General features: G+C 64.9%; 27 protein-coding genes. 12 read left to right on the top strand and 15 right to left on the bottom strand.

Translation table 11 applies throughout. The annotated features are described in order from the left end of the window. Positions 1-5 precede the first annotated feature (5 nt). The 3 genes from QA645_RS16055 to QA645_RS16045 are packed head-to-tail and all read right to left on the bottom strand — an operon-like array spanning position 6 to position 2,409. The gene (locus QA645_RS16055; protein ID WP_283051425.1) at positions 6-941 is read right to left on the bottom strand and encodes an ABC transporter ATP-binding protein; all 936 of its coding nucleotides are present in this window, start codon (positions 939-941) and stop codon (positions 6-8) included. Beyond that, entirely contained in the window at positions 938-1,726 is a 789-nt protein-coding gene (locus tag QA645_RS16050) for an efflux RND transporter periplasmic adaptor subunit (RefSeq protein WP_283051424.1), read from the bottom strand. The genes QA645_RS16055 and QA645_RS16050 overlap by 4 nt, the downstream gene beginning before the upstream one ends. Beyond that, the gene (locus QA645_RS16045) at positions 1,723-2,409 is read right to left on the bottom strand and encodes a TetR/AcrR family transcriptional regulator (protein WP_283051422.1); all 687 of its coding nucleotides are present in this window, start codon (positions 2,407-2,409) and stop codon (positions 1,723-1,725) included. Before QA645_RS16045 ends, QA645_RS16050 begins: the two co-directional genes overlap by 4 nt. Before the next feature lie 106 nt (positions 2,410-2,515). Between QA645_RS16045 and QA645_RS16040 the strand changes: the two genes are divergently transcribed. The 3 genes from QA645_RS16040 to QA645_RS16030 are packed head-to-tail and all read left to right on the top strand — an operon-like array spanning position 2,516 to position 3,750. Further along, complete coding sequence (locus QA645_RS16040) at positions 2,516-2,851, top strand: metalloregulator ArsR/SmtB family transcription factor (RefSeq protein WP_283051421.1); 336 nt, start codon at positions 2,516-2,518, stop codon at positions 2,849-2,851. Beyond that, positions 2,848-3,306, top strand: a complete 459-nt coding sequence (locus QA645_RS16035; protein ID WP_283051419.1) for an SRPBCC domain-containing protein — start codon at positions 2,848-2,850, stop codon at positions 3,304-3,306. Before QA645_RS16040 ends, QA645_RS16035 begins: the two co-directional genes overlap by 4 nt. A gap of 30 nt (positions 3,307-3,336) precedes the next feature. After that, positions 3,337-3,750 carry a GFA family protein gene (locus QA645_RS16030; RefSeq protein WP_254194386.1) on the top strand — a complete coding sequence of 138 codons (414 nt, stop codon included), beginning with the start codon at positions 3,337-3,339 and terminating at the stop codon, positions 3,748-3,750. Positions 3,751-3,923: 173 nt separating this feature from the next. On the opposite strand, the gene QA645_RS16025 is transcribed toward QA645_RS16030, so the two are convergent. Continuing rightward, positions 3,924-4,334 carry a DUF2000 family protein gene (locus QA645_RS16025; protein ID WP_283051417.1) on the bottom strand — a complete coding sequence of 137 codons (411 nt, stop codon included), beginning with the start codon at positions 4,332-4,334 and terminating at the stop codon, positions 3,924-3,926. A 446-nt stretch (positions 4,335-4,780) separates the two neighbouring features. Here QA645_RS16025 and QA645_RS16020 point away from each other — a divergent pair, with 446 nt between their 5' ends. After that, complete coding sequence (locus tag QA645_RS16020; protein WP_349253181.1) at positions 4,781-6,367, top strand: CHAD domain-containing protein; 1,587 nt, start codon at positions 4,781-4,783, stop codon at positions 6,365-6,367. A 38-nt stretch (positions 6,368-6,405) separates the two neighbouring features. Here the strand turns inward: QA645_RS16020 and QA645_RS16015 are convergent, their stop codons facing one another. The 9 genes from QA645_RS16015 to QA645_RS15975 form a co-directional block, all read right to left on the bottom strand. Then, positions 6,406-6,795 carry a DUF4189 domain-containing protein gene (locus QA645_RS16015; RefSeq protein WP_254194388.1) on the bottom strand — a complete coding sequence of 130 codons (390 nt, stop codon included), beginning with the start codon at positions 6,793-6,795 and terminating at the stop codon, positions 6,406-6,408. 191 nt (positions 6,796-6,986) lie between these two features. Then, entirely contained in the window at positions 6,987-8,591 is a 1,605-nt protein-coding gene (locus tag QA645_RS16010) for a molybdopterin-binding/glycosyltransferase family 2 protein (protein ID WP_283051413.1), read from the bottom strand. Continuing rightward, a complete protein-coding gene (locus tag QA645_RS16005) occupies positions 8,588-9,289 on the bottom strand; it encodes an XdhC family protein (RefSeq protein WP_283051411.1) in 702 nt (233 codons plus the stop codon). Before QA645_RS16005 ends, QA645_RS16010 begins: the two co-directional genes overlap by 4 nt. Positions 9,290-9,291: 2 nt before the next feature. Next, a complete protein-coding gene (locus QA645_RS16000; protein ID WP_008564652.1) occupies positions 9,292-9,615 on the bottom strand; it encodes an XdhC family protein in 324 nt (107 codons plus the stop codon). Positions 9,616-9,626: 11 nt separating this feature from the next. Beyond that, positions 9,627-10,829 (bottom strand): VWA domain-containing protein, encoded by a 1,203-nt coding sequence (locus QA645_RS15995; RefSeq protein ID WP_254132450.1) that lies wholly within the window; start codon positions 10,827-10,829, stop codon positions 9,627-9,629. A 65-nt stretch (positions 10,830-10,894) separates the two neighbouring features. Then, positions 10,895-11,803, bottom strand: coding sequence for a MoxR family ATPase (locus QA645_RS15990; RefSeq protein WP_283051409.1), 909 nt, complete (start codon positions 11,801-11,803; stop codon positions 10,895-10,897). 62 nt (positions 11,804-11,865) lie between these two features. Beyond that, the gene (locus tag QA645_RS15985) at positions 11,866-12,672 is read right to left on the bottom strand and encodes a xanthine dehydrogenase family protein subunit M (RefSeq protein ID WP_254194391.1); all 807 of its coding nucleotides are present in this window, start codon (positions 12,670-12,672) and stop codon (positions 11,866-11,868) included. A gap of 30 nt (positions 12,673-12,702) precedes the next feature. Continuing rightward, positions 12,703-13,188, bottom strand: a complete 486-nt coding sequence (locus tag QA645_RS15980) for a (2Fe-2S)-binding protein (protein WP_283051408.1) — start codon at positions 13,186-13,188, stop codon at positions 12,703-12,705. A gap of 139 nt (positions 13,189-13,327) precedes the next feature. Next, positions 13,328-13,774: a carbon monoxide dehydrogenase subunit G gene (locus QA645_RS15975; protein WP_254132453.1), complete on the bottom strand. Its 447-nt coding sequence runs from the start codon at positions 13,772-13,774 to the stop codon at positions 13,328-13,330. A 172-nt stretch (positions 13,775-13,946) separates the two neighbouring features. Here QA645_RS15975 and QA645_RS15970 point away from each other — a divergent pair, with 172 nt between their 5' ends. Genes QA645_RS15970 through QA645_RS15960 form a run of 3 tightly spaced genes read left to right on the top strand, consistent with a single transcriptional unit; the run spans position 13,947 to position 16,548 of the window. Next, the gene (locus tag QA645_RS15970) at positions 13,947-15,302 is read left to right on the top strand and encodes a 3-carboxy-cis,cis-muconate cycloisomerase (protein ID WP_283051407.1); all 1,356 of its coding nucleotides are present in this window, start codon (positions 13,947-13,949) and stop codon (positions 15,300-15,302) included. Between the two features lie 35 nt (positions 15,303-15,337). Beyond that, positions 15,338-16,120: a 3-oxoadipate enol-lactonase gene (gene pcaD / locus QA645_RS15965; protein WP_254132455.1), complete on the top strand. Its 783-nt coding sequence runs from the start codon at positions 15,338-15,340 to the stop codon at positions 16,118-16,120. A gap of 35 nt (positions 16,121-16,155) precedes the next feature. Further along, on the top strand, positions 16,156-16,548 hold the full coding sequence (locus tag QA645_RS15960; RefSeq protein ID WP_135169198.1) for a carboxymuconolactone decarboxylase family protein: 393 nt from the start codon (positions 16,156-16,158) through the stop codon (positions 16,546-16,548). On the opposite strand, the gene QA645_RS15955 is transcribed toward QA645_RS15960, so the two are convergent. Both QA645_RS15955 and QA645_RS15950 read right to left on the bottom strand, forming a co-directional pair. Beyond that, positions 16,510-17,055: a hypothetical protein gene (locus QA645_RS15955; protein ID WP_254132456.1), complete on the bottom strand. Its 546-nt coding sequence runs from the start codon at positions 17,053-17,055 to the stop codon at positions 16,510-16,512. The genes QA645_RS15960 and QA645_RS15955 overlap by 39 nt on opposite strands. Positions 17,056-17,259: 204 nt before the next feature. Beyond that, positions 17,260-17,421 carry a hypothetical protein gene (locus tag QA645_RS15950; RefSeq protein ID WP_254132457.1) on the bottom strand — a complete coding sequence of 54 codons (162 nt, stop codon included), beginning with the start codon at positions 17,419-17,421 and terminating at the stop codon, positions 17,260-17,262. Positions 17,422-17,709: 288 nt separating this feature from the next. Here QA645_RS15950 and QA645_RS15945 point away from each other — a divergent pair, with 288 nt between their 5' ends. The 5 genes from QA645_RS15945 (at position 17,710) to QA645_RS15925 (ending at position 22,826) form a co-directional block, all read left to right on the top strand. Then, positions 17,710-18,627, top strand: a complete 918-nt coding sequence (locus QA645_RS15945; protein ID WP_254132458.1) for a branched-chain amino acid ABC transporter permease LivH — start codon at positions 17,710-17,712, stop codon at positions 18,625-18,627. Positions 18,628-18,640: 13 nt separating this feature from the next. Further along, positions 18,641-19,966: a high-affinity branched-chain amino acid ABC transporter permease LivM gene (livM, locus tag QA645_RS15940; protein WP_283051406.1), complete on the top strand. Its 1,326-nt coding sequence runs from the start codon at positions 18,641-18,643 to the stop codon at positions 19,964-19,966. Next, positions 19,963-20,796, top strand: coding sequence for an ATP-binding cassette domain-containing protein (locus QA645_RS15935; protein ID WP_254132459.1), 834 nt, complete (start codon positions 19,963-19,965; stop codon positions 20,794-20,796). The genes livM and QA645_RS15935 overlap by 4 nt, the downstream gene beginning before the upstream one ends. Next, entirely contained in the window at positions 20,793-21,536 is a 744-nt protein-coding gene (locus tag QA645_RS15930; protein ID WP_254132460.1) for an ABC transporter ATP-binding protein, read from the top strand. Before QA645_RS15935 ends, QA645_RS15930 begins: the two co-directional genes overlap by 4 nt. Positions 21,537-21,707: 171 nt before the next feature. Next, entirely contained in the window at positions 21,708-22,826 is a 1,119-nt protein-coding gene (locus QA645_RS15925; protein ID WP_254132461.1) for a branched-chain amino acid ABC transporter substrate-binding protein, read from the top strand. Positions 22,827-22,878 lie beyond the last annotated feature (52 nt).

The following is a 22,878-nucleotide window of genomic DNA, read 5'->3' as shown; positions in this document are numbered from 1 at the left end:
TGTAACTATCCTTGAAAATTGTCCTTGGAGCGGCCCATCAGCTCGATGAACACGTCTTCCAGCGAGGGCACCGATTTTTGCCAGTGCAGACCGCTGTTGTCGCGCCACGGCGCGATGCTGGCCTCGAGCGCGGCAACGTCGCGCCCGGAAACATGCAGCGATGTGCCGAACGGTGCGACCATATCGATACCGGGCTTGCCGGTGAGTGCGGCCGTGAGGTCGTTCAAATCTTCGCCCGTTACGGTGTAGGTCGAAAGTGCGGATCCCGCGATCACCTCCTCCACCGTGCCGTGCGTCAGCAGATGACCGTAGGCGATGTAAGCGATCTCGTGGCAGCGCTCGGCCTCGTCCATGTAATGGGTCGAAACCAGCACGGTGAGCCCTTCGGCCGCGAGCGCATGGATCTCGTTCCAGAAATCGCGCCGCGCCTTGGGATCGACGCCGGCCGTCGGCTCGTCGAGCAAGAGCAGCTTCGGGCTCGGCAGCGTGCAGGCACCTAACGCCAGCCGCTGCTTCCAGCCGCCGGAGAGCTCGCCGGCGAGCTGCTCCTCGCGGCCCGAAAGCCCGAGCCGCTTGATCATGTCGCGCGCCGCACCGCGCGGGTCGGTGATGCCATAGAGCCGCGCGACGAATTCGAGATTCTCGCGCACGGACAGGTCCTGGTACAGGCTGAAGCGCTGGGTCATGTAGCCGACCTGGCGCTTGATCTTGTCGGCGTCCTTCAGGATGTCGTAGCCGAGGCAGGTGCCCTCGCCGCTGTCGGGTGTGAGCAAGCCACAGAGGATGCGGATGGTCGTGGTCTTGCCCGAGCCGTTCGGCCCGAGAAAGCCGTAGATCGAGCCGCGCTTCACCTGCATCGACAGATCGTGCACGACCTCGCGGCCGCCGAACGACTTGGTCAGGCCCTTGACGTCGATCGCGATATCGTTGCCCGCGTTCATCGCTTGTCCGCCACCGGCGTCTTGGGATGGAGATAGACGTCGATCGGCTGCCCCACCCGCAAGGCATCGGGCCGCGAGGGCCGCGCCTGGATCAGGTAGACGAGCTTGTTGCGCTCCTCGAGGCTGTAGATCACCGGTGGCGTGTATTCCGCCGAGGTCGCGATGAAATAGATCTTGGCGGTGAGATCGGCCGCGCAATTGTCGCAGGCGACCCGCACTTCGTCGCCGATCGACAATTTCGGCAACTCCGCTTCGGGCACGAAGAAGCGCAGCTTCATGTTGCCGGGCGGCATGATCGAGAGCACCGGCCGCTGCGCCGCGACCATCTCGCCCTCGCGGAAATAGATCTGCTGGATGGTCCCGGCGACTGGCGCAAAACCCTTGCGCCGCGCCAACCGCGTCTCCGACGTGACCACCCGCGCCTGCGCGACCCGCAAGTCGGAGACGGCGGAATCGAGCGCGGCTTGCGTGCCCGAGCCGGTCTTGCGCAGGGAATCCGCGCGATCGAACACCTGCTGCGCGTTGGCAAGCGTCGCCTTGGTCTGGTTGAGATCGGCGAGCTGGAGATCGTCGTCGACGGAATACAGGGGATCGCTGACCTTCACGACATCGCCTTCGCGGATGTCCAGCTTGATGACCCGGCCCGCCTCGTCCGGACTGACATAGATCATGTCAGCTTCGACCCAGCCCTGGAAGCCGGGATCGCGCTTCTCATTGCAACCGGCAAGTCCGGTTGCGAGCACAGCGGCCAATGCGATTGCAAATATGCTTTGCGACGACCTCATGTCGTCCTCCGTTCGCCAAAAATCAAATCGAGATGGACGCGCAGCATGTCCTGCGCATCGAGCGGCGCGTGCCGCGCAAACAGGCTCTGCCAGATCACCGCGATCATCGCGGGCGCGATCAGGATCTGCGGATAGCGAGCGAGATTCTTCTGGTGGATCTCGCCGCGGGCCACGCCGAGCTCGATCAGGGCGCGCATGCCCGCGATCCCGCGCGACACGACCTCGCGGTAGTAGAAGTCGGCGACCGATGGAAAGCGCGGCCCTTCGGCCACGATGAGGCGGACCAGATCGCCGCGTCGCGTCCCGATCACCTCTTTGAGAAAGTTGCCGGCAAAGGTTTCGATCAGATCGCGCACCGAGCCCGTCGGCGGCGGCAACGCATTGAGCCGCGCCACCACCGGCACGATCACGGTGCGCACCAGCTCCTCGAACATCGATTCCTTGTCCTTGAAATGCAGGTAGATCGTGCCCTTCGCGACGCCTGCGCGCTTGGCGATGTCGTCGAGCCGCGTCGCGGCAAAGCCGCGCGCGATGAACTCCTCCATGGCGGCCTCGACGATCGCATCACGCCGCTCGGCCGCGCGCGTGGCGCGGCTCGATGCCGGAGCAGCGGCTTCCCCGTCCGCTTCCGGCTTGGGACTTGCTGCTTTGGCCGCAGCCGCTTTGGTGGGCTTCTTTGTCATTCCCTATTTATGACTGACTAGTCAGTCATAGTCAATCGCGATCACGGCCACTGATGCCGAACAAATTAGTATTGACTAATTCATTAGCTAACGCTAATTGATTGACATGATCGAAGCCGCCCCAAACCCTGTCTCCGTCGTGATGCGCGCCCTCGCCGATCCGACCCGCCGCGCGGTGTTCGAGCGCGTGTTCGAGAGCAAGGAGATCAGCGTCGCCGACCTCACGCGCGGCAGCGGCGTGACGCAGGGCGCGATCTCGCAGCACCTCAAATCGTTGAAGCAGGCCGGCCTCGTCGCCGAGCGCGCCGAAGGCCGCAACGTCTATTACCGCGCCGCGCCGCAAGGCCTCGAGCCGCTGGTGACCTGGATGGATCATTACGGCGTCTTCTGGCGCGAGCGCTTCCAGAACCTGCGTGACCTCTTGAAGGAGATCGACCCGTGAGTGCAGCCGCGTTGAAAGCCGAGACCAAGGACATCGTTCTGGACGACGTCTTCCCTCACGCACCCGAGACGATCTGGAAAGCGCTGACCAGCGCCCAGCTGATCGCGCGCTGGCTGATGCCACCGACCGGTTTCGAAGCCGTCGTCGGCAATGTTTTCACGTACCAGACCAAGCCTGGCGGCAACTGGGACGGCGTCATCCATTGCCGCGTTCTGGAGGTTATACCGAACCGGCGCCTCGTCTATGCCTGGCAGGGCGGCGACGAGCGCAACATCGGTTACGGCGCGCCGCTCGACACTGTCGTGACGTGGTCCCTCACCCCGGTCGAAGCCGGCACGCGGATTCAACTGGTGCATGCGGGTTTCGTGCTGCCCCGGAACGAGAGCGCCTACACCATCATGAGCGGCGGCTGGAAGAAGGTCGTCCGGCAGCTCGACGAGATCAGCGGCGAATAAAAGTAACGAGACAGTCGAGGAGTGATCACGATGGACAAGCCCTACACCGGCGGCTGCGCCTGCGGTGCGATCCGCTATTCGATCGCCGGCGAGCCCCTGTTCGCCAACCATTGTCAGTGCCGGGACTGCCAGCGTGAAAGCGGCACCGGACATGGCTCCTACGCCACCTTCGCGCGCGAAGGCGTCACGGTGACAGGCGACGCCAAAAAATGGGACATGACCGGCGACAGCGGCAATGTGAAGACGCGAGCCTTCTGCCCCGCGTGCGGCGTGGCCGTCTACATGACCTTCAAGGCCATGCCCGACATCTTCACCATCCGCGCCGCGAGCCTCGACGAGCCCGCCCGCTACAAGCCGCACGTGGTGACCTACGCGGCGCGTGCGTATGACTGGGACCATCTCGATGCTGGCCTGGCCAAGTTCGAGACGATGCCGCCGAGCTGAGGTGCGCTCCCTCTCCCGCTTGCGGGAGAGGGTTGGGGAGAGGGTGTTTCCGCAACGGGGCACTCCTCGAGAGGAAAGAACCCTCACCCGGCGCGCGGGACGATGCTTCGCATCGCCTGGCACGCGCTGACCTCTCCCGCAAGCGGGAGAGGTGCAAACAACTAACACCTATCTCAGCTATGGAACTTCAACCCATCGACAATCTTGTCGATCACCTTGCGCTCGGCGCGCATCGCGATGCCGACGAGATTGAGCTCGGCGCGCGCAACCGCCCTCACCGCTTCGCGATTGGCGGCATCATGCGTGGTCTTGAACATGTCCTCGGTATAGACCGCGGGCGTGACGCTGCGCGTGAGTGCGCGATCGAGTGCACGCGACAATGCCGGACCATCGGCACCATAAATCAGGATCGGCTGGCCGATCAGCGCAAGATATTTCGTAGCAGAGGCGTCCTCATAGGTGTCGCCGATGCACTCCGGAAAGGCGGCCGCGACGCCGCTCGTCAGGAACGATGCGACATTGAGCTTCTGCCAGGCCTGGAGATCGTTGCGAATGACAACGGCGATCTTGGTGTCGAACTGCATGATTTCTCCCAACACACGTCCAAGCGTCGGGAAAGAAAGAAGATTCCCCGCGCGAATGACGGCGGACATGAACGTAACCCGGATTGACCCATCGATCACAGCTCGGAAATTTCAATGGAGATGCGACGGCTCGCGCTTCTCCCCGCGAGTCAAGTCGGGTATATGTCAGCGCTCTGTCACCGAACTGTCATAAAGCGTGTATGTCCGAAACCGGCGCCATCAAGCGAGCCCTCGACCCCGTACAACGGCTTGCGAAGGCCAACGGCCATCCGATCCCTGAGGATGGGAAGAAATCTAACGATTTTGTTGTTCCTCCCCCTGGTGAGGCGCCCGGCTCCGCGTTCCCCGACGATGCATGTTCGCAAGAGTCTTTGCAGGCCGGGTTCTCCGCTGATGACGCGCGTGCGGAGACGACAGCGCCGGAACTCCCGCCGTCTCGCGATGACGTGCCGCGCGCGACCGAAATCGAGCTCAAGCTGCTCGTGGCTTCCGACCGCCTGGCGGGGTTCAACGCTGCGCCCATCATCGCGACGAATGCGCGCAACAAGGGCACGCGCAAGCACCTGAAGGCGATCTATTACGACACGGCCAAGCATGCGCTCCAGCGTAGCGGATTGAGCTTTCGAGTCCGTCAGAGTGGCGCGCGTTTCACGCAGACAGTGAAAGCCGAACTGGCCAACGATCCGTTGCGGCGCGGCGAGTGGGAGGCAAGCGTGCCTTCCATTGCGCCCGACATCGCGCTGGCGCTTCCCTTTATTCCGGAGAAGCTGCGCGCCGATCTCGAACGTCATCCGCTCGAAGCGGTCTTCACGACCGACATTCGTCGACATCAGCGCATGGTGGACCTGCCGTCCGGCACGGTCGAGATCGCCTTCGACCAGGGCCATTTGATATCCGGTGATCGTTCGCTGCCGGTCAGCGAGATCGAACTGGAGCTCAAGAGCGGTAGCCCGTCCGCAATCTGGGAATTGGCTTTGCGGCTTGCCGAGCACGGTTCGGTGAAGCCTTCGATCCGGACCAAATCGGCGCGTGGCTTCGATCTCGCGGCCGATGCGCCGCCGCGGGCACCGAAGCCGCCAAAGCTTCGTCTCGATCCGTCCATATCGCTCGATGAGGCCTTTTCCGAGATTCTAAGGTCCTGTCTCTTGCATCTGCTGCAGTCGTTGCCGGCTGCCGAGGACGGGCGCGATCCCGAGGGGATGCATCAGCTTCGCGTCGCGCTGCGGCGCCTGCGATCCGCGCTCGACCTGATGCGATCGGTGGTGTCGCTGAACAAGCTCGACCTGATGCGCGCCGAGGCGAAGTGGCTTGCGGCAAGTCTCTCCGGCGCACGTGACTGGGACGTGTTTCGGCAGGAGACGTTGCGGACCGTCGCGGATGGCTGTCCGTCGGTCGCCGGCTTCGACACGCTGGGCGCGCTCGCCGACGAACGTCGGGCTACCTGCTACGACCAGGCCCGCCTCGCCCTCGCCGACCGGCGCTGCCAGTATTTCGTGATCGGGCTCGGCGCCTGGATCGAAGCGCGCGGCTGGCGCAGCGAGGTCGCTCCCGAAGGTCTGGCGCAACTCGCAGAGCCCGCGATCAATTTTGCACGAAACATCCTCGCTGCTCAGCATGCAAAGGTGCTCAAGCGCGGCCGTCGCTTCAAATCGCTGCCGACCGAGCAGCGGCACCGCGTCCGTCTCGCCGCGAAGAAGCTGCGTTATGTCGCCGACTTCCTGCTCCCGCTCTGCGAGCACCGCAAATCGGCGCGGCGCTTCTCGCGCAGGCTCGCCGACCTCCAGCAGGAGCTCGGTGTCTACAACGACATGGCGACGACGACGTCACTGCTTGCGGATGTCGGCGCGGGCTCGACCGGCAGCGGCGTGGCCGCCGCGGCGATCGCCGGCTGGCAGGCCCATGCCATGGTCGGCATCGAAGCGCGCCTCTTGAAGGCCTGGTCGGAATTCACCGGGGGCAAGGTGCCTTGGTCGGTGGATGCGCAGGAGCAGCCGGCAAAACTGGTGCAGACCAACGCGGGATGGTTGCGCTAGTCCTGGATGGCTGCGCTAGCCTTGGTTCAGCCCTTGGATCAGCCTTTGGCGTCGCAGGCCCAGGCGCGGATCACGCATTCCTTGCCGCCATATTTGTAGCATTCGCGCGTGGCGGCATTGAGCGTGGCTGAAATCTTCGGCTTCACGGCATAGCCATAGGCGCCGCAGGGATTGGCCATGTCGACCGACATCGCCGCACAGGCGCGCTTCATCGTCACGGTCGTGCAGTCGCCCTTGCACTGCTTTTGTGCCGCGACACGCGCTTCGTGCTCGGCACCAAAATCATAGGCCTGGCCATAGGCGCCGCACTTGCCGACGGCAAACGCGCCGGCCGCATGGGCTTCGGTAATATGACGGGCGCCGGCGACACAAACCGACAGCGCAAAGAAAAACATCGCGCAGCGGCGCGCGACGACGTTCGAAATCATGGAAAGCCCCTCACCCCCAAGGCAGGTGGAGAGGACTCTAAGCGGGGGACCGTTTCCAGATGGTGAACGAGGGGTTGAAATTGGTGATCTGGAATGTATCGCTGCGGAAACAGCGCCGTAGGGTTGGCAAAGCGACTTGTCCGCCGTGGCTCGAAGAGCGAAGGCGGAAGCGTGCCCACCCTACGGCACCGTCAACTGCGTCTTGCGGCTTCCAGCGCCTGTGGCGTGTCGATGTCGAGAAAAGCGCCCTCACCGTCGACAGGCACTTCGGCGACCGCTTCGGTGTGCCTGGCGATCAGGTGCCGCGCACCGACGTCGCCATCGAGCGTCATCAACTCCTTGAAGAAGCGGCGCGACCACAGCACGGGATTGCCGCGGCGGCCGTCGGCTACCGGCACAACGATGAGATTGCCGCGGTCCGGCGCAAACCCGTCGATGAGACGGTCGATCAGGCCGGCGTCGATCAGCGGCATGTCGCCCAGGCAAACCACGGCGCCGTCGCTAGTTTCAGACACGGCCGCGATGCCGGCCTTGACCGAGCTCGCGATGCCGCCGGCGAAATCCGGATTCTTGACGAAACGCACCTTCAGGCCCTTCAGCGCCTGCTCGACCAGCTCGGTCTGATGGCCGGTGACGACGATCACCTCGGACGCTTTCGACGCCAGTGCCTGCTCGGTCGCGATCCGCACCAGCTTCTTGCCGTCGAGTTCGGCCAGCAGCTTGTTCGGCCCACCCATGCGGGTGGAGCGCCCCGCTGCGAGCACGATGGCCGCGACCTGGCTGTTGCCCTCGATCTCCGGCTTGGCGCGCGGCTGCGGCCGCGTCACGATCTCCATCAGGAGGCCGCCGACGCCCATGCCCATCAGCTCGGAGCGCGTCACCCTGATGCCGGCCAGGAGCCGCATCAGCACCCAGTCGAAACCGTTCTCGACCGGCGAACGTGCACAGCCCGGCGCGCCCAGCACCGGCACGCTGCCGGCACGCGCGATCAGCAGCAGATTGCCGGGATCGACCGGCATGCCGAAATGCTCGATCTCGCCGCCGATCTCGGTGACCGCGGCCGGGATCACATCGCGGCGGTCGGCAATCGCCGATGCGCCGAACACGATCACGAGCTCGGCGCCAAGCGCCAGCAATTCCTTGATCGCCGCCGACAGCGCGCGCTCGTCATGCTGCACGCGACGCTCGGCAATGATGCTGGCGCCCGCCGGCGCGAGGCGCTCGGCGGTGACGCGCAGCGTCTTGTCGACCACTTTGGAGGACAGACCCGGCAGCAGCGTCGAGACCACGCCGACGCGCTTGACGACGTAGGGTGCGATTTTCAGCACGTCGTGGCCTGCGGCCTTCACTGCGGCGTCGCGCAGATTTCCTTCAACGCCGAACGGGATGATCTTGACGGTACCGACCATCTCGCCTTCGACCACTGGCTTGTAGGCGGCGAGCGTGGCGAAGGTGATGGCCTCGTCGATATTGTTGATGCGGTCGACCGCGGCGCGGTCGATCACCAGCAGGCCGGGACGCGCGGCGAACAGATTGGCGCGGCCGGTGAAGGCGCGCTCGACATGAATCCCCTCGCCGCCGATCGCAAGCGCGATGCTGGCGGCCGCGACGTCTTCAGAGACGTCGCCCTCCTCCATCCGCACCACGACGACATCCTTGATGCCGGCGCGCGTCAGCGCCTCGACTTCGGCAGGCCCGATGGTCGTGCCTTTCTTCAGCACCAGCGGACCCTGACGCAGGGTGTGGACGGTCACCCCGCCGATCGCATCCTTGGGGCTCGCCGGGCCGAACTTCATGCCGCTTCTTCTTTTTCTTTTGGTGGTAGCCGCAGCACCGCCGTGATCTCGGCCATGATCGACACCGCGATCTCGGACGGCGAGACTGCGCCGATTGCAAGCCCGATCGGCGCGTGGATGCGCGCGATATCGGTGTCCTTGGCGCCCTGGGCTCGCAGCCGGTCGCCGCGCTTGGCGTGCGTCTTCCGCGAGCCGAGCGCGCCGATATAGAAGCAGTTACGCTCGAAGGCATGCAGCAGCGCGGGATCGTCGATCTTCGGATCGTGCGTCACCGCAACGAAGGCGGTGTAGGCATCGACATTGAGCGGCGGCAGCGCCGTGTCCGGCCACTCCGCGACCAGCGGAACATCGGGGAAGCGCTCGGGGCTCGCAAACGCCGTGCGCGGATCGACGACAGTGACGTCGTAGCCGAGCGAGCGCGCCAGCGGCGCCAAGGCTTGGCTGATATGGACTGCGCCGATGATGACGAGCTTTGCGGTCGGCGCGTAGACGTTGAGGAACAGTTTTTTGCCGCCGGCCTCGACACTGGCGCTCTTGCCCATGCGAAGCTGCTTGTCGAGCTCGGCGCGCAGCGGATCCCTGGCGAAATCCGCCGCTTTCACCAGGCGCTGCTCGCCGCTCTCGGTGTCGGTCACCAAGATGACAGGCCGGCGCGCGGTGCGCTCGGCGTTGAGTTCGTGCAAAATCGCGAGCTTCACGGCTAGCCGACCTTCTCGACGAAGACGCGGATGGTGCCGCCGCAGGACAGACCGACGTTCCAGGCTGTCTCGTCGGCGACGCCGAACTCGAGCATCTTGGGCTTGCCGCTCTCGATCACGTCCATGGCCTCGGTGACCACGGCGCCCTCGACACAGCCGCCGGAGACCGAACCGAGAAACGTGCCCTCGTCGTTGATGACGAGGCTCGAGCCCGCCGGGCGCGGGGCCGAGCCCCAGGTCTCGACGACGGTTGCCAGCGCGACGCCACGGCCGGCCTTCTGCCAGTCCTCCGCCGCCTTCAGAATATCCTCGTCGCGATCGAGCATGGCTTTGCCTCTCAGGCTGCGGGGCGGATCAGGCTGCGATGATGCGGCGGCAGCGGCCGGGACAGCGTGGTGATCAGCTCCTGGATAGAGCTCAAATTATGCACCGGACGAAATTCGTCAACGTGCGGGAGCATCATTTTGATGCCCTGGGCCTTGGCCTCGAAGCCGCCGAACCGCAGGAGCGGGTTGAGCCAGATCAGCCGCCGGCAGGAGCGGTGCAGCCGGTCCATCTCGAAGGCGAGCTTGGAATCGGCCTCCCGCTCCAGCCCGTCGGAAATCAAGAGCACGATGGCGCCCTGGCTCAGCACGCGCCGCGCCCACAATTTGTTGAAGTTGTGCAGCGAGGTCGCAATCCGCGTGCCGCCGGCCCAGTCCTCGACCGCGGCCGAGCAACTCGCCAGCGCCTCGTCGGGATCGCGCTGGCGTAACGCGCGTGTCACATTGGTCAGCCGCGTGCCGAACAGGAACACCGAGACGCGTTTGCGCGCGTCCCCGATGGCATGGAGGAAATGCAGGAACAGGCGGGTGTACTCGCTCATCGAGCCGGAGATATCGAGCAGCGCCACGATCGGGGCCGGCTTCTCGATCCGCCCCAGGCGATGGATATCGATGATGTCGCCGCCGGTGCGCAAGGACGCGCGCAGGGTGCGACGCATGTCGAGCCGCAGGCCGCGCGGATCGGGCTGGTGCCGGCGCGTCAAGAGCTCCGCCTGCGGCAGCCGCATCATCTCGATGGCACGGAGCGCCTCGGCGATCTCGGCCGCGCTCATCTGCGCAAAATCCTTCTTCTGAAGGATTTCCTTGTCGGAGACCGACAGGCGCAGATCCTGCTCCTGGTGCTGCGGCGTCTCCGTCATCCGCGGCTGCGACATCGCTTCCTGGACGCGACGCGAGGCGGCCGGCGGCTTCTTCTTGGCGCCATCCGGCAACGGCACCGAATCCAGCATGTGCTTCCACTCTTCCGAGGCGCGGAAGAACAGGTTGAAGGCCTGCTTGAAGATCAGCGCATGCTCATGCCGCTTGACGAAGATCGCCTCCAGCGTGGTGAAGACGTCGGCGCGGCTGCCGATGTCGATCACCTGCAGCGCATTCATGGCATCGATCACCGCGCCCGGACCGACCGGCATGCCGGTCGCACGCAGCGCACGCGCAAAGCCGACGATATTGTCGGCGAACTGCTCGGTCTTTTCAGGCGCGAGGTGGTTGATGGCCATGGTTCAGCACTCTCACTCATCCCCGTCGCGACGCGCCGGTTGACGAGTTCAGTCTTGGCGCGAGATCAGCTCTCGCTCGTCGCTTCCTTCAGCGCCTTCTGCAAGGTATCGCCCTGCATCCGCGTGATGTCGTCCTGATATTTGAGCAGCGCGCCCAGCGTGTCGCCGACCACCTGCGGGGTCAGTGAGCGGGCGTCGAGCTCCGACAGCGCGGTGGCCCAGTCGATGGTCTCGGCGACACCAGGCGATTTGTAGAAGTCCTGGTTGCGCAGCGCCTGCACGAAGCGCACGACCTGCTGCGACAGCTTTGCCGAGATGCCGGGCACGCGCGACTTGACGATCGCGAGCTCGCGCTCGGCGGCGGGATAGTCGACCCAGTGATAGAGACAGCGCCGCTTCAGCGCGTCGTGGATCTCGCGGGTGCGGTTGGAGGTGATGATGACGATCGGCGGGTGCGGCGCCTTCACGGTGCCGAACTCGGGGATGGTCACCTGGAAGTCGCTGAGGATCTCGAGAAGGTACGCCTCGAACGCTTCGTCGGCGCGGTCGAGCTCGTCGATCAGCAGCACCGGCGGACCGGCCACGTCGGGCTCCAGCGCCTGCAGCAGCGGCCGCTTGATCATGTAGCGGTCGGCGAAGATGTCGCTCGAGAGTTGCTCGCGGTCGGTATCGCCGGCGGCTTCCGCCATCCGGATCGCGATCATCTGCGCGGCGCTGTTCCACTCATAGACCGCGGAGGAGACATCGAGGCCTTCGTAGCACTGCAGGCGGATCAGCTTCCGCCCCAGCGCCGCAGACAGCACCTTCGCGATCTCGGTCTTGCCGACGCCGGCCTCGCCTTCGAGAAACAGCGGCCGTCCCATGCGCAGCGAAAGATACGCCACCGTCGCCAACGACCGCTCGGCAAGGTAGCCGCGCGAGGTCAAGAGTTCGAGCATCGCATCGACCGATGCCGGCAAGGTCGCTGAAGTCATGAAAGAGCCAGTCTCGCTACGCCCTCACAAGGGCAAGTATTGGGCCAGATCGTGAGGCCCACTCATTCCTTGGCATTGGCGGCATCGAGCGCACGCCGTGTCAGCACGCCGATGAGATGCGCGCGGTATTCGGCGCTGCCGTGGATGTCGCTGTTCAGCCCTTCCACCGGCACCTCGATGCCATCGAGCACCTTCGACGAGAACCGCTTCTTCAGCGCCTCCTCGAATGCCTCGACGCGGAACACGCCGTCCGAGCCGGCACCGGTGACGGCAACCCGCACGTCCGACGGACGCCGCGCCACGAACACGCCGACCAAGGCGTAACGCGAGGCCTGGTTGCGGAACTTGATGTAGGCGGCCTTCTTCGGCAGCGGGAACATCACCTTGGTGATGATCTCGTCGGCTTCCAGCGCGGTCGAGAACAGACCCTGGAAATACTCCTCGGCCTTGAGGCGACGCTTGTTGGTGACGATGGTCGCGCCGAGTGCAAGCACGGCGGCCGGATAATCCGCGGTCGGATCGTTGTTGGCGAGCGAGCCGCCGATCGTGCCCTTGTGGCGCACGGCGGGATCGCCGATCTGGCTGGCGAGGCTGGCCAGTGCCGGGATCGCCTCGCCGACGATGGCGGAGGTCGCGACCTCGGCATGCTTGGCGGTGGCGCCGATCACCAGGGAACGGCCCTTCATCTCGATCGTGTTCAGCCCCTCGATGTGGGAGAGGTCGACCAGATGCGGCGGGCTTGCGAGCCGCTGCTTCATGACCGGAATCAGCGTGTGACCGCCGGCGATCACCTTGGCGTCTTCGTTCTTCACCAGGAGGTTGGCAGCCTGCCGCACGGTCCCGGGGCGATGGTATTTGAATTCGTACATGAGGGTGTCCTGATCGCGGAGGGCGCGCGGTTACGCGAGATCGGATTTCGCCATCGCCTTCGCGCCGGCGGCGATCGAGGCGACGATGTTCTGGTAGCCGGTGCAACGGCAGAGATTGCCTTCCAGCTCCTCGCGGATCGTATGGTCGTCGAGCTCGTGGCCCTTGCGATGCACGATGTCGATCGCGGTCATGATCATGCCGGGCGTGCAGAAGCCGCACTGCAGGCCATGGTGCTCACGGAAAGCCTCCTGCATCGGATGCAGCCGCGCGCCGTCGGCGGCCAGCCCCTCGATGGTCTTGACCTCGTGGCCGTCGGCCATCACGGCGAGCGTGGTGCAGGACTTCACGGCCTTGCCGTCGAGATGCACGACGCAGGCGCCGCACTGCGAGGTGTCGCAGCCGACATGAGTGCCCGTCAGCCGCAGATTCTCGCGCAGGAACTGCACCAGAAGCGTACGCGGGTCGACATTGCCGGTAACAGGATTGCCGTTCACGATAAGGGAGATTTTTGCCATAAGCACTCTCTATCAGCGCCCCGACGGGTCCCGTCGAAGCGGTTCTTTTTTATAATTATTCCAACCCATCATATTGGCCCTTGTCCCCTTCGGCAACATCGCCCGGGACGCAAGCCGCCATGCCAAAAGGCGGTAGGTTTCAGCCTTGTACCGCCTTGGCGAAATTCGCGAAAAACTCGTCGGCCAGCTTCTTGGCGGTGCCGTTGATCAGGCGCTGCCCGAGCTGCGCCAACTTGCCGCCGATCTGCGCCTCGACCTCGTAGGACAGCAGCGTGCCGCCGTCCTTCTCCGCAAGCTTCACCACGGCGCCCCCCTTGGCAAAGCCGGCCACGCCGCCCTCGCCTTCGCCCGAGATCTTGTAGCCGTTCGGCGGGTCGAGATCGCTCAGCGTCACCTTGCCCTTGAAGCGCGCCGAGACCGGGCCGACCTTCATTTTTGCGGTTGCGCGAAAGCCGCCGTCATCGGTCTTCTCCAGCTCCTCGCAGCCGGGGATGCAGGCCTTCAGCACCTCGGGATCATTGAGCTTCTCCCACACGGCCTCGCGCGGCGCCGCAAGCTGGACTTCGCCGTTCATTGTCATGGCCATGGGGGAGCCTCCCGGATCGCATCAGAATAATATTGCTCAAGTAACGCACGGAGGCCGCAAAGGAAAGGGCAGCCCCCGGTCACGTGCAATGCATATTCGCACCTGCAAAATGCCTTGTGCGGTCGGTCAGGGATTGGCAGAGCCGGGGCATGGTGATTAGGTCCGCCGCAACATGAGCACAGCCCTCTCCCCCCTGCTTGCGCCGATGCTGTCGAGCGCAGCCATGCGCAACGTCTGCGACGACCGCTCCACCCTGCAAAACATGCTCGATTTCGAGGCAGCCCTGGCCCGGGCCGAGGCCGCCGCGGGCGTGATTCCCGCGTCCGCCGTGGGCCCGATCGAAGCCGCCTGCAAGGCCGACGCCTTCGATTTGACCGCCCTCGCCGAGGCCGCGATCCGGTCGGGCAATCTCGCGATTCCCCTGGTCAAGGCGCTAACCGCCGATGTCGGCAAGGCCGACGTCGAAGCCGCCCGCTACGTGCATTGGGGGGCGACCAGCCAGGACGTCATCGACACCGCGACCATGCTCGGCTTGCGCGCCGCCATCGATGCGCTGGACGCTGATCTCAGCCGCGCCATCAAGGGCTTTGCGACACTTGCTCGCGCCCATCGCAACACCGCGATGGTGGCACGGACCTGGCTTCAGCACGCGCTGCCGATGCCGTTCGGGCTGAAGGCGGCCGAATACGCATCGAGCCTCGCCCGCGCCCGCTGCCGCCTGCGGCGACTCCGCCGCGAGGGCCTTGCACTGCAATTCGGCGGCGCCGCCGGCACGCTTGCAGCCCTCGGCGACAACGGGCTCGCGGTGGCCGAACGGCTGGCGCAGGAGCTGAGCCTGCCGCTGCCCGAGGCACCCTGGCACACCCATCGCGACCGCATCGCGGAGGCCGCTTCAAGCTTCGCGATTCTCGCCGGCACCTGCGGCAAGATCGCGCGCGACGTCTCGCTGATGATGCAGACCGATGTCGGTGAAGCCTTCGAGCCCGCCGGCGAAGGCCGTGGCGGCTCGTCGACCATGCCGCACAAGCGCAACCCGGTCGCGGCCGCAAGCGCGCTTGGCTGCGCGACCATGGCGCCGCAGCTCGCCGCGACAATTTTCGCGGCCCAGGTGCAGGACCACGAGCGTAGCGCCGGCCCCTGGCACGCAGAATGGCCGACGCTGCCGCAATTGATGCTGGTCACCTCCGGCGCGCTTGCCGCGATCGTCGACATCGCCGAGGGGCTGGACGTCGATGCCGCGCGCATGCGCAGCAATCTCGATGCGACGCACGGGCTGATCATGGCGGAAGCCGTCACCTTTGCGCTGGCCGACAAGATCGGCAAGAGCGACGCCCATCATCTGATCGAGGCCGCGAGCAAGCGCGCGGTTGCCGAGAAGAAACACTTGCGCGAAATTCTCGCCGCCGATTCGCAGGTCACTGCGCATCTGACGCCCGAGAAAATCACGGCATTGTTCGAGCCGATGGCCTATCAAGGGGCGTCGCAGGCCATGATTGACCGGCTGCTCGACAGCCTCGATCGCGAATAGAGCAGCCCTGAGCGGACATAAAACGGAGACGCCGCATGCCCATGATCGATGCCGACGGTTGCCTGATCAATGTCTCCGTCGAGGGCCGCGACGGCGGGCCGACCTTGATGCTCTCCAACTCGCTCGGCTGTACGCTGCAGATGTGGGAGCCGCAGATGAAGGCGCTGACGCAGGTGTTCCGCGTCATCCGCTACGACCGCCGCGGCCACGGCAAGTCAAGCGTAGCCCCCGCACCCTATACGATGGAACGCTTCGGTCGCGACGTGCTGGCGATCCTCGACGACCTCAACATCGAGAAGGTGCATTGGTGCGGCCTGTCGATGGGCGGCATGGTCGGGCAATGGCTCGGCGCCAACGCGCCGGAGCGCTTCGGCAAGCTCATCCTCGCCAACACCTCCTGCTACTATGCCGAGCCGACCAAATGGCTGGAACGCATCGACGCCGTGAAGAAGGGCGGCATCGCCGCGGTCGCCGACGGCGTGATCGCCGGCTGGCTCACCCAGGATTTCCGCGAGCGCGAGCCTGACATCACCGCCAGGATGAAGGCGATGCTGCTCGCGACCCCGGTCGAGGGTTATCTCGCCTGCTGCGAAGCGCTGTCGACGCTCGACCAGCGTGCGCTGCTGCCTGACATCAAGAGCCCGACGCTGGTGATCGCCGGCCGCCACGACCAGGCAACCCCGATCTCTGCGGGCGAGCTGATCCGCTCGAGCATTCCCGGCGCCAGCATGACCATCATCGACGCCGCCCACATTTCCAATGTCGAGCAGCCGCACGCGTTCACCGACGCGGTGGTGGGATTTTTGACGCAAAGGTAGTTTCGCAGCTCGTCATTGCGGAGAGGAGGATAGATATGGACGATCAGAAGCGCCGCGATGCCGGCATGAACGTGCGCCGGAAAGTGCTGGGCAATGCCTGGGTCGACAAGTCGATCGCCAACCGGAACGCCTTCAACACCGACTTCCAGGACATGATCACCCGCTACGCCTGGGGCGAGATCTGGACGCGGCCGCATTTCGACGAACGCACGCGGCGGGTCCTGGTGATCGGCACCATGGTCGCGCTCGGGCAATGGGACGAATTCCGCCTGCACGTGCGCGCGGCGCTCGCCGAGGGCGGCTTCACCCCCGACGACATCAAGGAAATTCTGCTGCAGCAGGCGATCTATTGCGGCGTCCCGGCGGCAAACCACGCCGTCAAGGAAGCCTCAGCGATTGTGCAGGAGCTCGGCCTGCTCAAGCCCTAGCGATTCAAGACCTGTCGGCACAGTATCCGCGACATCGACGGTCTTCGGCGCAGGCGCCGGCCGCTCGATCACCAGCACGACCGCGGCACCGAGCAGCAGCAGAAGCTCGGTGGCATGCAGCCGAAGCGCGGCCATCTCGCCGACCTTCGAGGCCATCACCATGCTCACAAACGAGATCAGGCTGCCGATCGCGAGCGCAATGCCGAGCGCCTCGTCGCTGGCGCCGCTCTTGCGGGTGCGCGGAATGGCGAGCAGCGCAAGATAGATCGCGAAGAACGCCACCACGGTCAGACGCCCGAGCGCCAGCAGCCAGGCCGCGCGCACCGTGCTCATGCCGGACATCTGAAGCTGGTCGCTGAGAAACAGCGCCACCGCGACGCTCGGCCGCTCATAGAGGCCGTGCACGGGCGCCACCATGATGTTGAAGGCGACCATCGTCCAGGCCGGGATGAAATAAGCCGCCAGCAGCGCGCCGTTGATCGAGCCGATCCGCCAATTCGTGAACATGCCGTTTCCCGCTTCGCCTGCTACCCGCCTTCGAGGGAAGGCTTTGCCGGGAGCTAACTCGCATCGGACTGTGGCGGCAATTTAAACCCTTTGTTTACCTTAATCGCCCGGCTGGCCTCCTCATCCAAGGAAAAAGGCCCCGCCTTGCGGCGGGACCCTCTTTGTTACTCTTGTTACGCTTGGGTTGCGCTTGGGCTCCCAAAACTACCTGTTGTCCTGACGAGGCTGACCGCCCTGCTGCTGGCCGGGCTTGTCGCCCTGGCGCTGCGGATCCTGCTGCTGCTGGCCCGGCTTGTGACCGCCACCCTGCTGCTGGCCCGGGTTCTGGCCTTGCTGGCCCGCGTTCTGGTTCTGCTGCTTCGTCATGGGGCAAACTCCCTTGTTGGACGTCAGTGGGGAAACAACAGGCGGCAGCTCATTTGGTTGCTATGCGGAACCCGGTTCCTCGCAGTTGCGGGAACTGGACATGACATCCGTCACCGAAATGACCTCTGTACAAGCCTTTATGCCGAGACATCGACAGTTGCAGCCGCCAGTTCCCTCCTGTTACAAAACGGGAAGAACGCTCAAGGGCTGCCGGGGCCCGAGAAGAAACTTTATCACTCTCTCGAAGTCCTCCCTTTGAGTCGCGTCAGGTTTGGGTAACGGCAGCCTATGGATTATTTCACCCAGCAGCTCATCAACGGCCTCGTGCTCGGCTCCATCTATGGCCTGATCGCGATCGGCTACACGATGGTCTACGGCATCGTCGGCATGATCAATTTCGCCCATGGCGACGTCTTCATGATCGGCGGCTTCATCGCGTTGATCACCTTCCTGATCCTGATCTCGCTCGGCCTGACCGCGATCCCGGTGATCCTGCTTGTGGTACTGCTGGTCTCGATGGCGATCACGGCACTCTATGGCTGGACCATCGAGCGCATCGCCTACCGGCCGCTGCGCCACTCCTTCCGCCTCGCGCCGATGCTGTCGGCGATCGGCATGTCCTTCGTGCTGACGAACTACTCGCAGATCGCGCAAGGCGCGCGCGTCAAGCCGATCCCGCCTTTCATCACCGGCGGCTACACGCTGCATGAGAGCGCGGACGGCTTCGTGATCCAGCTCTCCAACATCCAGATCATGGTGGTCCTCACCACCATCGTGCTGCTGGCGATCTTCACCTGGCTGGTCTCGCGCACGCGGCTCGGGCGCGACATGCGCGCCTGCGAGCAGGACCAGACCATGGCGGCGCTGCTCGGCGTCGACGTCGACCGCACCATCTCCATGACCTTTGTGATCGGTGCCGCGCTCGCCGCGGTCGCCGGCCTGATGTACCTGCTCTATTACGGCCTGGTCGATTTCTTCATGGGCTTCGTCGCCGGCATCAAGGCCTTCACCGCCGCCGTGCTCGGCGGCATCGGCTCGCTGCCCGGCGCCATGCTTGGTGGCCTCGCGATCGGCCTGATCGAGACGTTCTGGTCGGCCTATTTCTCGGTCGAGTACAAGGACGTCGCCGCGTTCTCGATCCTGATCGTCGTGCTGATCTTCATGCCGACCGGCCTGCTCGGCCGTCCCGAAGTCGAAAAAGTCTGACGGACCGCCCCGCGTGACAGCCACCCCGCACGAGATCGCCAAAGCAAGTCGCACCGCCGGCATCCCCTTCCTTCTGAAGACCGCCTTCATCAACGCAGCGATCGCGCTGGTGCTGTTCTCGCTGATGGTCGGCATCCGCACCGAGGCGGGCTCCGACGGCCAGCTCACCTATTGGACGCGTTTCGGCGACCTCGCCTCGCTCGTCGGCGCCGTGTTCGGCGGCTCGATCGTGATCGAGCTGCTGAGGCAATGGATCGGTCCGACCGGCGCTGAGAAGCTGGTGCCCGCCAGCGTGCAAAGCGGGATATCGTTCATCGGCCGCTACCTCGCCCCGGCGCTCCTGATCTTCACGCTGCTGGTGCCCGTGATCTTCTATAACCAGCGCTACATCCTCGACCTCGCGATCCTCGTGCTCACCTATGTGATGCTCGGCTGGGGCCTCAACGTCGTGGTCGGGCTCGCGGGCCTGCTCGATCTCGGCTACGTCGCCTTCTACGCGGTCGGCGCCTATTCCTACGGGCTCCTCGCCACCAGTTTCGGCTGGTCGTTCTGGACCTGCCTGCCGCTCGCCGGCATCCTTGCCGCGTTCTGGGGCGTGCTGCTCGGCTTTCCCGTGCTGCGCCTGCGCGGCGACTACCTCGCGATCGTGACGCTGGCCTTCGGCGAGATCATCCGCCTCGTCATCATCAACTGGCAGGAACTGACCGGTGGTCCGAACGGCGTCTCCGGCATTCCCCGGCCCTCCTTCTTCGGCATTCCGCTCGACAACAGCGACGACGGGCTGGCTGCAAAGCTCGGCATCGAGTACTCGCCGACCCATCGCATCGTCTTCCTGTTCTATTTGATCCTGGCGATGGCGCTGCTGACCAACTGGGTCACGATCCGCCTGCGCCGCCTGCCGATCGGCCGCGCCTGGGAAGCGCTGCGCGAGGACGAGGTCGCCTGCCGCGCGCTCGGCATCAACACCACGACCACCAAGCTCACGGCATTCGCAACGGGCGCCATGTTCGGCGGCTTTGCCGGCGCGTTCTTCGCAACCCGCCAGGGCTTCATCAGCCCGGAATCCTTCACCTTCCAGGAATCGGCCCTGGTGCTCGCCATCGTCGTGCTCGGCGGCATGGGTTCGCAGCTCGGCGTCGCGCTTGCGGCACTCACCATGATCGGCGGCTTCGAGCTGTTCCGCAGCCTCGAGACCTACCGCATGCTGGTGTTCGGCATGGCGATGGTGCTGATCATGATCTGGCGGCCGCGCGGCATCATCGGCCATCGTGCACCGACCGTGTTTCTGACCAAGGCGCAAGCCATCTCCTCCGACCTCGTCAAGGAGGGACACGGATGAGCAGCGAGCCAATACTCAGCGTCGACCGGCTCACCATGCGTTTCGGCGGCATCGTCGCCGTGCAGGAGCTGTCGTTCGCCGCCGAACGCAAGAAGATCACCGCGCTGATCGGGCCCAACGGCGCCGGCAAGACCACCGTCTTCAACTGCATCACCGGCTTCTACAAGCCGAGCGGCGGCGCCATTCGCCTCACGCACGACGACGGCCGGCAGATCGCGCTGGAACGGCTCAACGATTTCCGCATCGCCAAGCAGGCCAAGGTCGCCCGCACCTTCCAGAACATCCGGCTGTTTCCCGGCATGACGGCGCTGGAGAACCTGATGGTGGCGCAGCACAATGCCCTGATGCGCGCTTCCGGCTTTACGTTTCTCGGCCTGATCGGCGTCCCGACCTATCGCGACGCCGAGAAGCAGGCGATCGCGCTCGCCACCGACTGGCTCAAGCGGATCAATCTGCTCGATCGCGCCGATGACGCCGCCGGCAATCTCGCTTATGGCGACCAGCGCCGGCTCGAGATCGCGCGCGCGATGTGCACCGAGCCCGCGCTGCTCTGCCTGGACGAACCGGCCGCCGGCCTCAATGCGCGCGAGAGCGCCGCACTCAGCGAGCTTTTGCTATCGATCCGTGACGAGCTCGGCACCTCGATCCTCCTGATCGAGCACGACATGTCCGTGGTCATGGAGATTTCCGACCACATCGTGGTGATGGACCATGGCGTGAAGATCGCGCAGGGCACGCCGCGAGAGGTCCGCGACGATCCCAAGGTGATCGCCGCCTATCTCGGCACCGACGAGGAAGAGGCCGCGGCCGTGATGGAGAGCGGAACGTGACGTCGGCTTCCACTCCCCTGCTCGCGATTCGGGGCTTGCGCGCCGCCTACGGCAAGATCGAGGCGCTGAAGGGCGTCGACGTCGAGATCAGCGCCGGCGAGATCGTGGCGCTGATCGGCGCCAACGGTGCCGGCAAATCGACCCTGATGATGACGATCTTCGGCAAGCCGCGCGCCCGCGCCGGCCAGATCCTGTACGAAGGCCGCGACATCACCGACGTCCCCACCCACGAGATCGCGCATTTGCGCATCGCGCAGTCGCCGGAGGGGCGCCGCATCTTCCCGCGCATGAGCGTGGCGGAAAACCTCCAGATGGGCGCGGACGCGACCGAATGCACCGATGCGGAGCGCGCGGCGACGCTGGAGCGCGTGTTCACGCTGTTTCCACGGCTGAAGGAGCGCTACGTCCAGCGCGGCGGCACGCTGTCCGGCGGCGAGCAGCAGATGCTGGCGATCGGGCGCGCCCTGATGAGCCGCCCGCGCCTGCTCCTGCTCGACGAACCCTCGCTCGGGCTCGCCCCGCTGATCGCCCGCCAGATTTTTGACGCGATCCGGACCCTGAATCGGCAGGACGGCCTGACCGTCCTGATCGTCGAGCAGAACGCCAACCACGCGCTCAAGCTCGCCCATCGCGGCTACGTCATGGTCAATGGCCTGATCACGCTTGCCGGAACCGGCGCCGAGTTGCTGCAGCGCCCTGAGATTCGCGCCGCCTATCTGGAAGGCGGCCGGCACGGCTGAGCCGCCCAGGTCCGCGGGGCGTCCGCCTCGAACGCGACGCAATGCGCCGAAATATCTGCGCCTATGCCCGTATTTTGCCGGTGACTTCTCCCAGGATTCAATCAAGAATGGCGCCGGTTTGAACCGGGCCAACCCGGCAACTTCCACAGGCGATCACCCGCGAGGTATCTCATGAAATCACTAAAGCTCATCGGTCTGGCATTCGGTGCGTCGATCGCGCTGTCGAGCGCGGCATTCGCGCAGGATGTCACCATCGCAGTCGCAGGCCCGATGACAGGCACGGAGTCCGCATTCGGCCGGCAGATGAAGAACGGCGCCGAGATGGCCGTGGCTGATATCAACGCCGCCGGTGGCGTCAACGGCAAGAAGCTCGCGCTCAACGTCGAGGACGATGCCTGCGATCCCAAGCAGGCCCGCTCGGTTGCGGAAAAGATCGCCGGCGCCAAGATCCCCTTCGTCGCCGGGCACTACTGCTCGTCATCGTCGATCCCGGCGTCCGAAGCCTATGCCGACGGCAACGTGCTCGAGATCACGCCGGCCTCGACCAACCCGCTCTTCACCGAGCGCAAGCTCTGGAACGTGGCGCGCGTCTGCGGCCGTGACGATCAGCAGGGCCTGATCGCGGCGCAGTACATCGCCAAGAACTTCAAGGGCAAGAACATCGCGATCCTCAACGACAAGACCACCTACGGCAAGGGTCTTGCGGACGAGACCAAGAAGGCGCTCAACAAGGCCGGCATCACCGAGAAGATGTACGAGTCCTACAACAAGGGCGACAAGGACTTTAACGCGATCGTCTCGCGCCTGAAGCGCGACAACATCGATCTCGTTTATGTCGGCGGCTACCACCAGGAAAGCGGCTTGATCCTGCGCCAGATGCGCGACCAGGGCCTCAAGACGATCCTGATGGCCGGCGACGCGCTTGCCGACAAGGAATACGCCTCCATCACCGGCCCCGCCGGCGAAGGCACGCTCTTCACCTTCGGTCCCGACCCGCGCAACAAGCCGACCGCGAAGAAGATCGTCGACGCGTTCAAGGCCAAGAACATCGATCCCGAAGGCTACACGCTCTACACCTACGCGGCGATGCAGGTCTGGTCGCAGGCTGCCAAGAAGGCCGGCACCACCGACGCCAAGAAGGTCATGGAGGCGATGAAGGCCGGCAAGTGGGACACCGTGATCGGCCCGATCGAGTATGACGCCAAGGGCGACATCAAGCAGCTCGACTACGTCGTCTACAAGTGGGACGCGAAGGGCGGCTACGCCGAGATCAAGGGCAACGGCACCTGAGACAGGACGCCTGACCCTTTAACCAGACCGACGTCGACGCCCCGGTTCGCCG

The organism is Bradyrhizobium sp. CIAT3101 (assembly GCF_029714945.1).
In the GTDB taxonomy this organism is placed as follows: Bacteria; Pseudomonadota; Alphaproteobacteria; order Rhizobiales; family Xanthobacteraceae; genus Bradyrhizobium.
Note: the sequence above shows the minus strand (reverse complement) of the source record. Positions and strands in the feature narration are given on the sequence as shown.

What these genes read in the sequence shown, in the direction of transcription:
- QA645_RS16055 (WP_283051425.1), bottom strand. Translation starts at nt 941, where the DNA reads ATGAACGCGGGCAACGATATCGCGATCGACGTCAAGGGCCTGACCAAG.
- QA645_RS16050 (WP_283051424.1), bottom strand. Translation starts at nt 1,726, where the DNA reads ATGAGGTCGTCGCAAAGCATATTTGCAATCGCATTGGCCGCTGTGCTC.
- QA645_RS16045 (WP_283051422.1), bottom strand. Translation starts at nt 2,409, where the DNA reads ATGACAAAGAAGCCCACCAAAGCGGCTGCGGCCAAAGCAGCAAGTCCC.
- QA645_RS16040 (WP_283051421.1), top strand. Translation starts at nt 2,516, where the DNA reads ATGATCGAAGCCGCCCCAAACCCTGTCTCCGTCGTGATGCGCGCCCTC.
- QA645_RS16030 (WP_254194386.1), top strand. Translation starts at nt 3,337, where the DNA reads ATGGACAAGCCCTACACCGGCGGCTGCGCCTGCGGTGCGATCCGCTAT.
- QA645_RS16025 (WP_283051417.1), bottom strand. Translation starts at nt 4,334, where the DNA reads ATGCAGTTCGACACCAAGATCGCCGTTGTCATTCGCAACGATCTCCAG.
- QA645_RS16015 (WP_254194388.1), bottom strand. Translation starts at nt 6,795, where the DNA reads ATGATTTCGAACGTCGTCGCGCGCCGCTGCGCGATGTTTTTCTTTGCG.
- QA645_RS16010 (WP_283051413.1), bottom strand. Translation starts at nt 8,591, where the DNA reads ATGAAGTTCGGCCCGGCGAGCCCCAAGGATGCGATCGGCGGGGTGACC.
- QA645_RS16000 (WP_008564652.1), bottom strand. Translation starts at nt 9,615, where the DNA reads ATGCTCGATCGCGACGAGGATATTCTGAAGGCGGCGGAGGACTGGCAG.
- QA645_RS15995 (WP_254132450.1), bottom strand. Translation starts at nt 10,829, where the DNA reads ATGGCCATCAACCACCTCGCGCCTGAAAAGACCGAGCAGTTCGCCGAC.
- QA645_RS15990 (WP_283051409.1), bottom strand. Translation starts at nt 11,803, where the DNA reads ATGACTTCAGCGACCTTGCCGGCATCGGTCGATGCGATGCTCGAACTC.
- QA645_RS15985 (WP_254194391.1), bottom strand. Translation starts at nt 12,672, where the DNA reads ATGTACGAATTCAAATACCATCGCCCCGGGACCGTGCGGCAGGCTGCC.
- QA645_RS15980 (WP_283051408.1), bottom strand. Translation starts at nt 13,188, where the DNA reads ATGGCAAAAATCTCCCTTATCGTGAACGGCAATCCTGTTACCGGCAAT.
- QA645_RS15975 (WP_254132453.1), bottom strand. Translation starts at nt 13,774, where the DNA reads ATGGCCATGACAATGAACGGCGAAGTCCAGCTTGCGGCGCCGCGCGAG.
- QA645_RS15970 (WP_283051407.1), top strand. Translation starts at nt 13,947, where the DNA reads ATGAGCACAGCCCTCTCCCCCCTGCTTGCGCCGATGCTGTCGAGCGCA.
- pcaD (WP_254132455.1), top strand. Translation starts at nt 15,338, where the DNA reads ATGCCCATGATCGATGCCGACGGTTGCCTGATCAATGTCTCCGTCGAG.
- QA645_RS15960 (WP_135169198.1), top strand. Translation starts at nt 16,156, where the DNA reads ATGGACGATCAGAAGCGCCGCGATGCCGGCATGAACGTGCGCCGGAAA.
- QA645_RS15955 (WP_254132456.1), bottom strand. Translation starts at nt 17,055, where the DNA reads ATGTTCACGAATTGGCGGATCGGCTCGATCAACGGCGCGCTGCTGGCG.
- QA645_RS15950 (WP_254132457.1), bottom strand. Translation starts at nt 17,421, where the DNA reads ATGACGAAGCAGCAGAACCAGAACGCGGGCCAGCAAGGCCAGAACCCG.
- QA645_RS15945 (WP_254132458.1), top strand. Translation starts at nt 17,710, where the DNA reads ATGGATTATTTCACCCAGCAGCTCATCAACGGCCTCGTGCTCGGCTCC.
- QA645_RS15935 (WP_254132459.1), top strand. Translation starts at nt 19,963, where the DNA reads ATGAGCAGCGAGCCAATACTCAGCGTCGACCGGCTCACCATGCGTTTC.
- QA645_RS15925 (WP_254132461.1), top strand. Translation starts at nt 21,708, where the DNA reads ATGAAATCACTAAAGCTCATCGGTCTGGCATTCGGTGCGTCGATCGCG.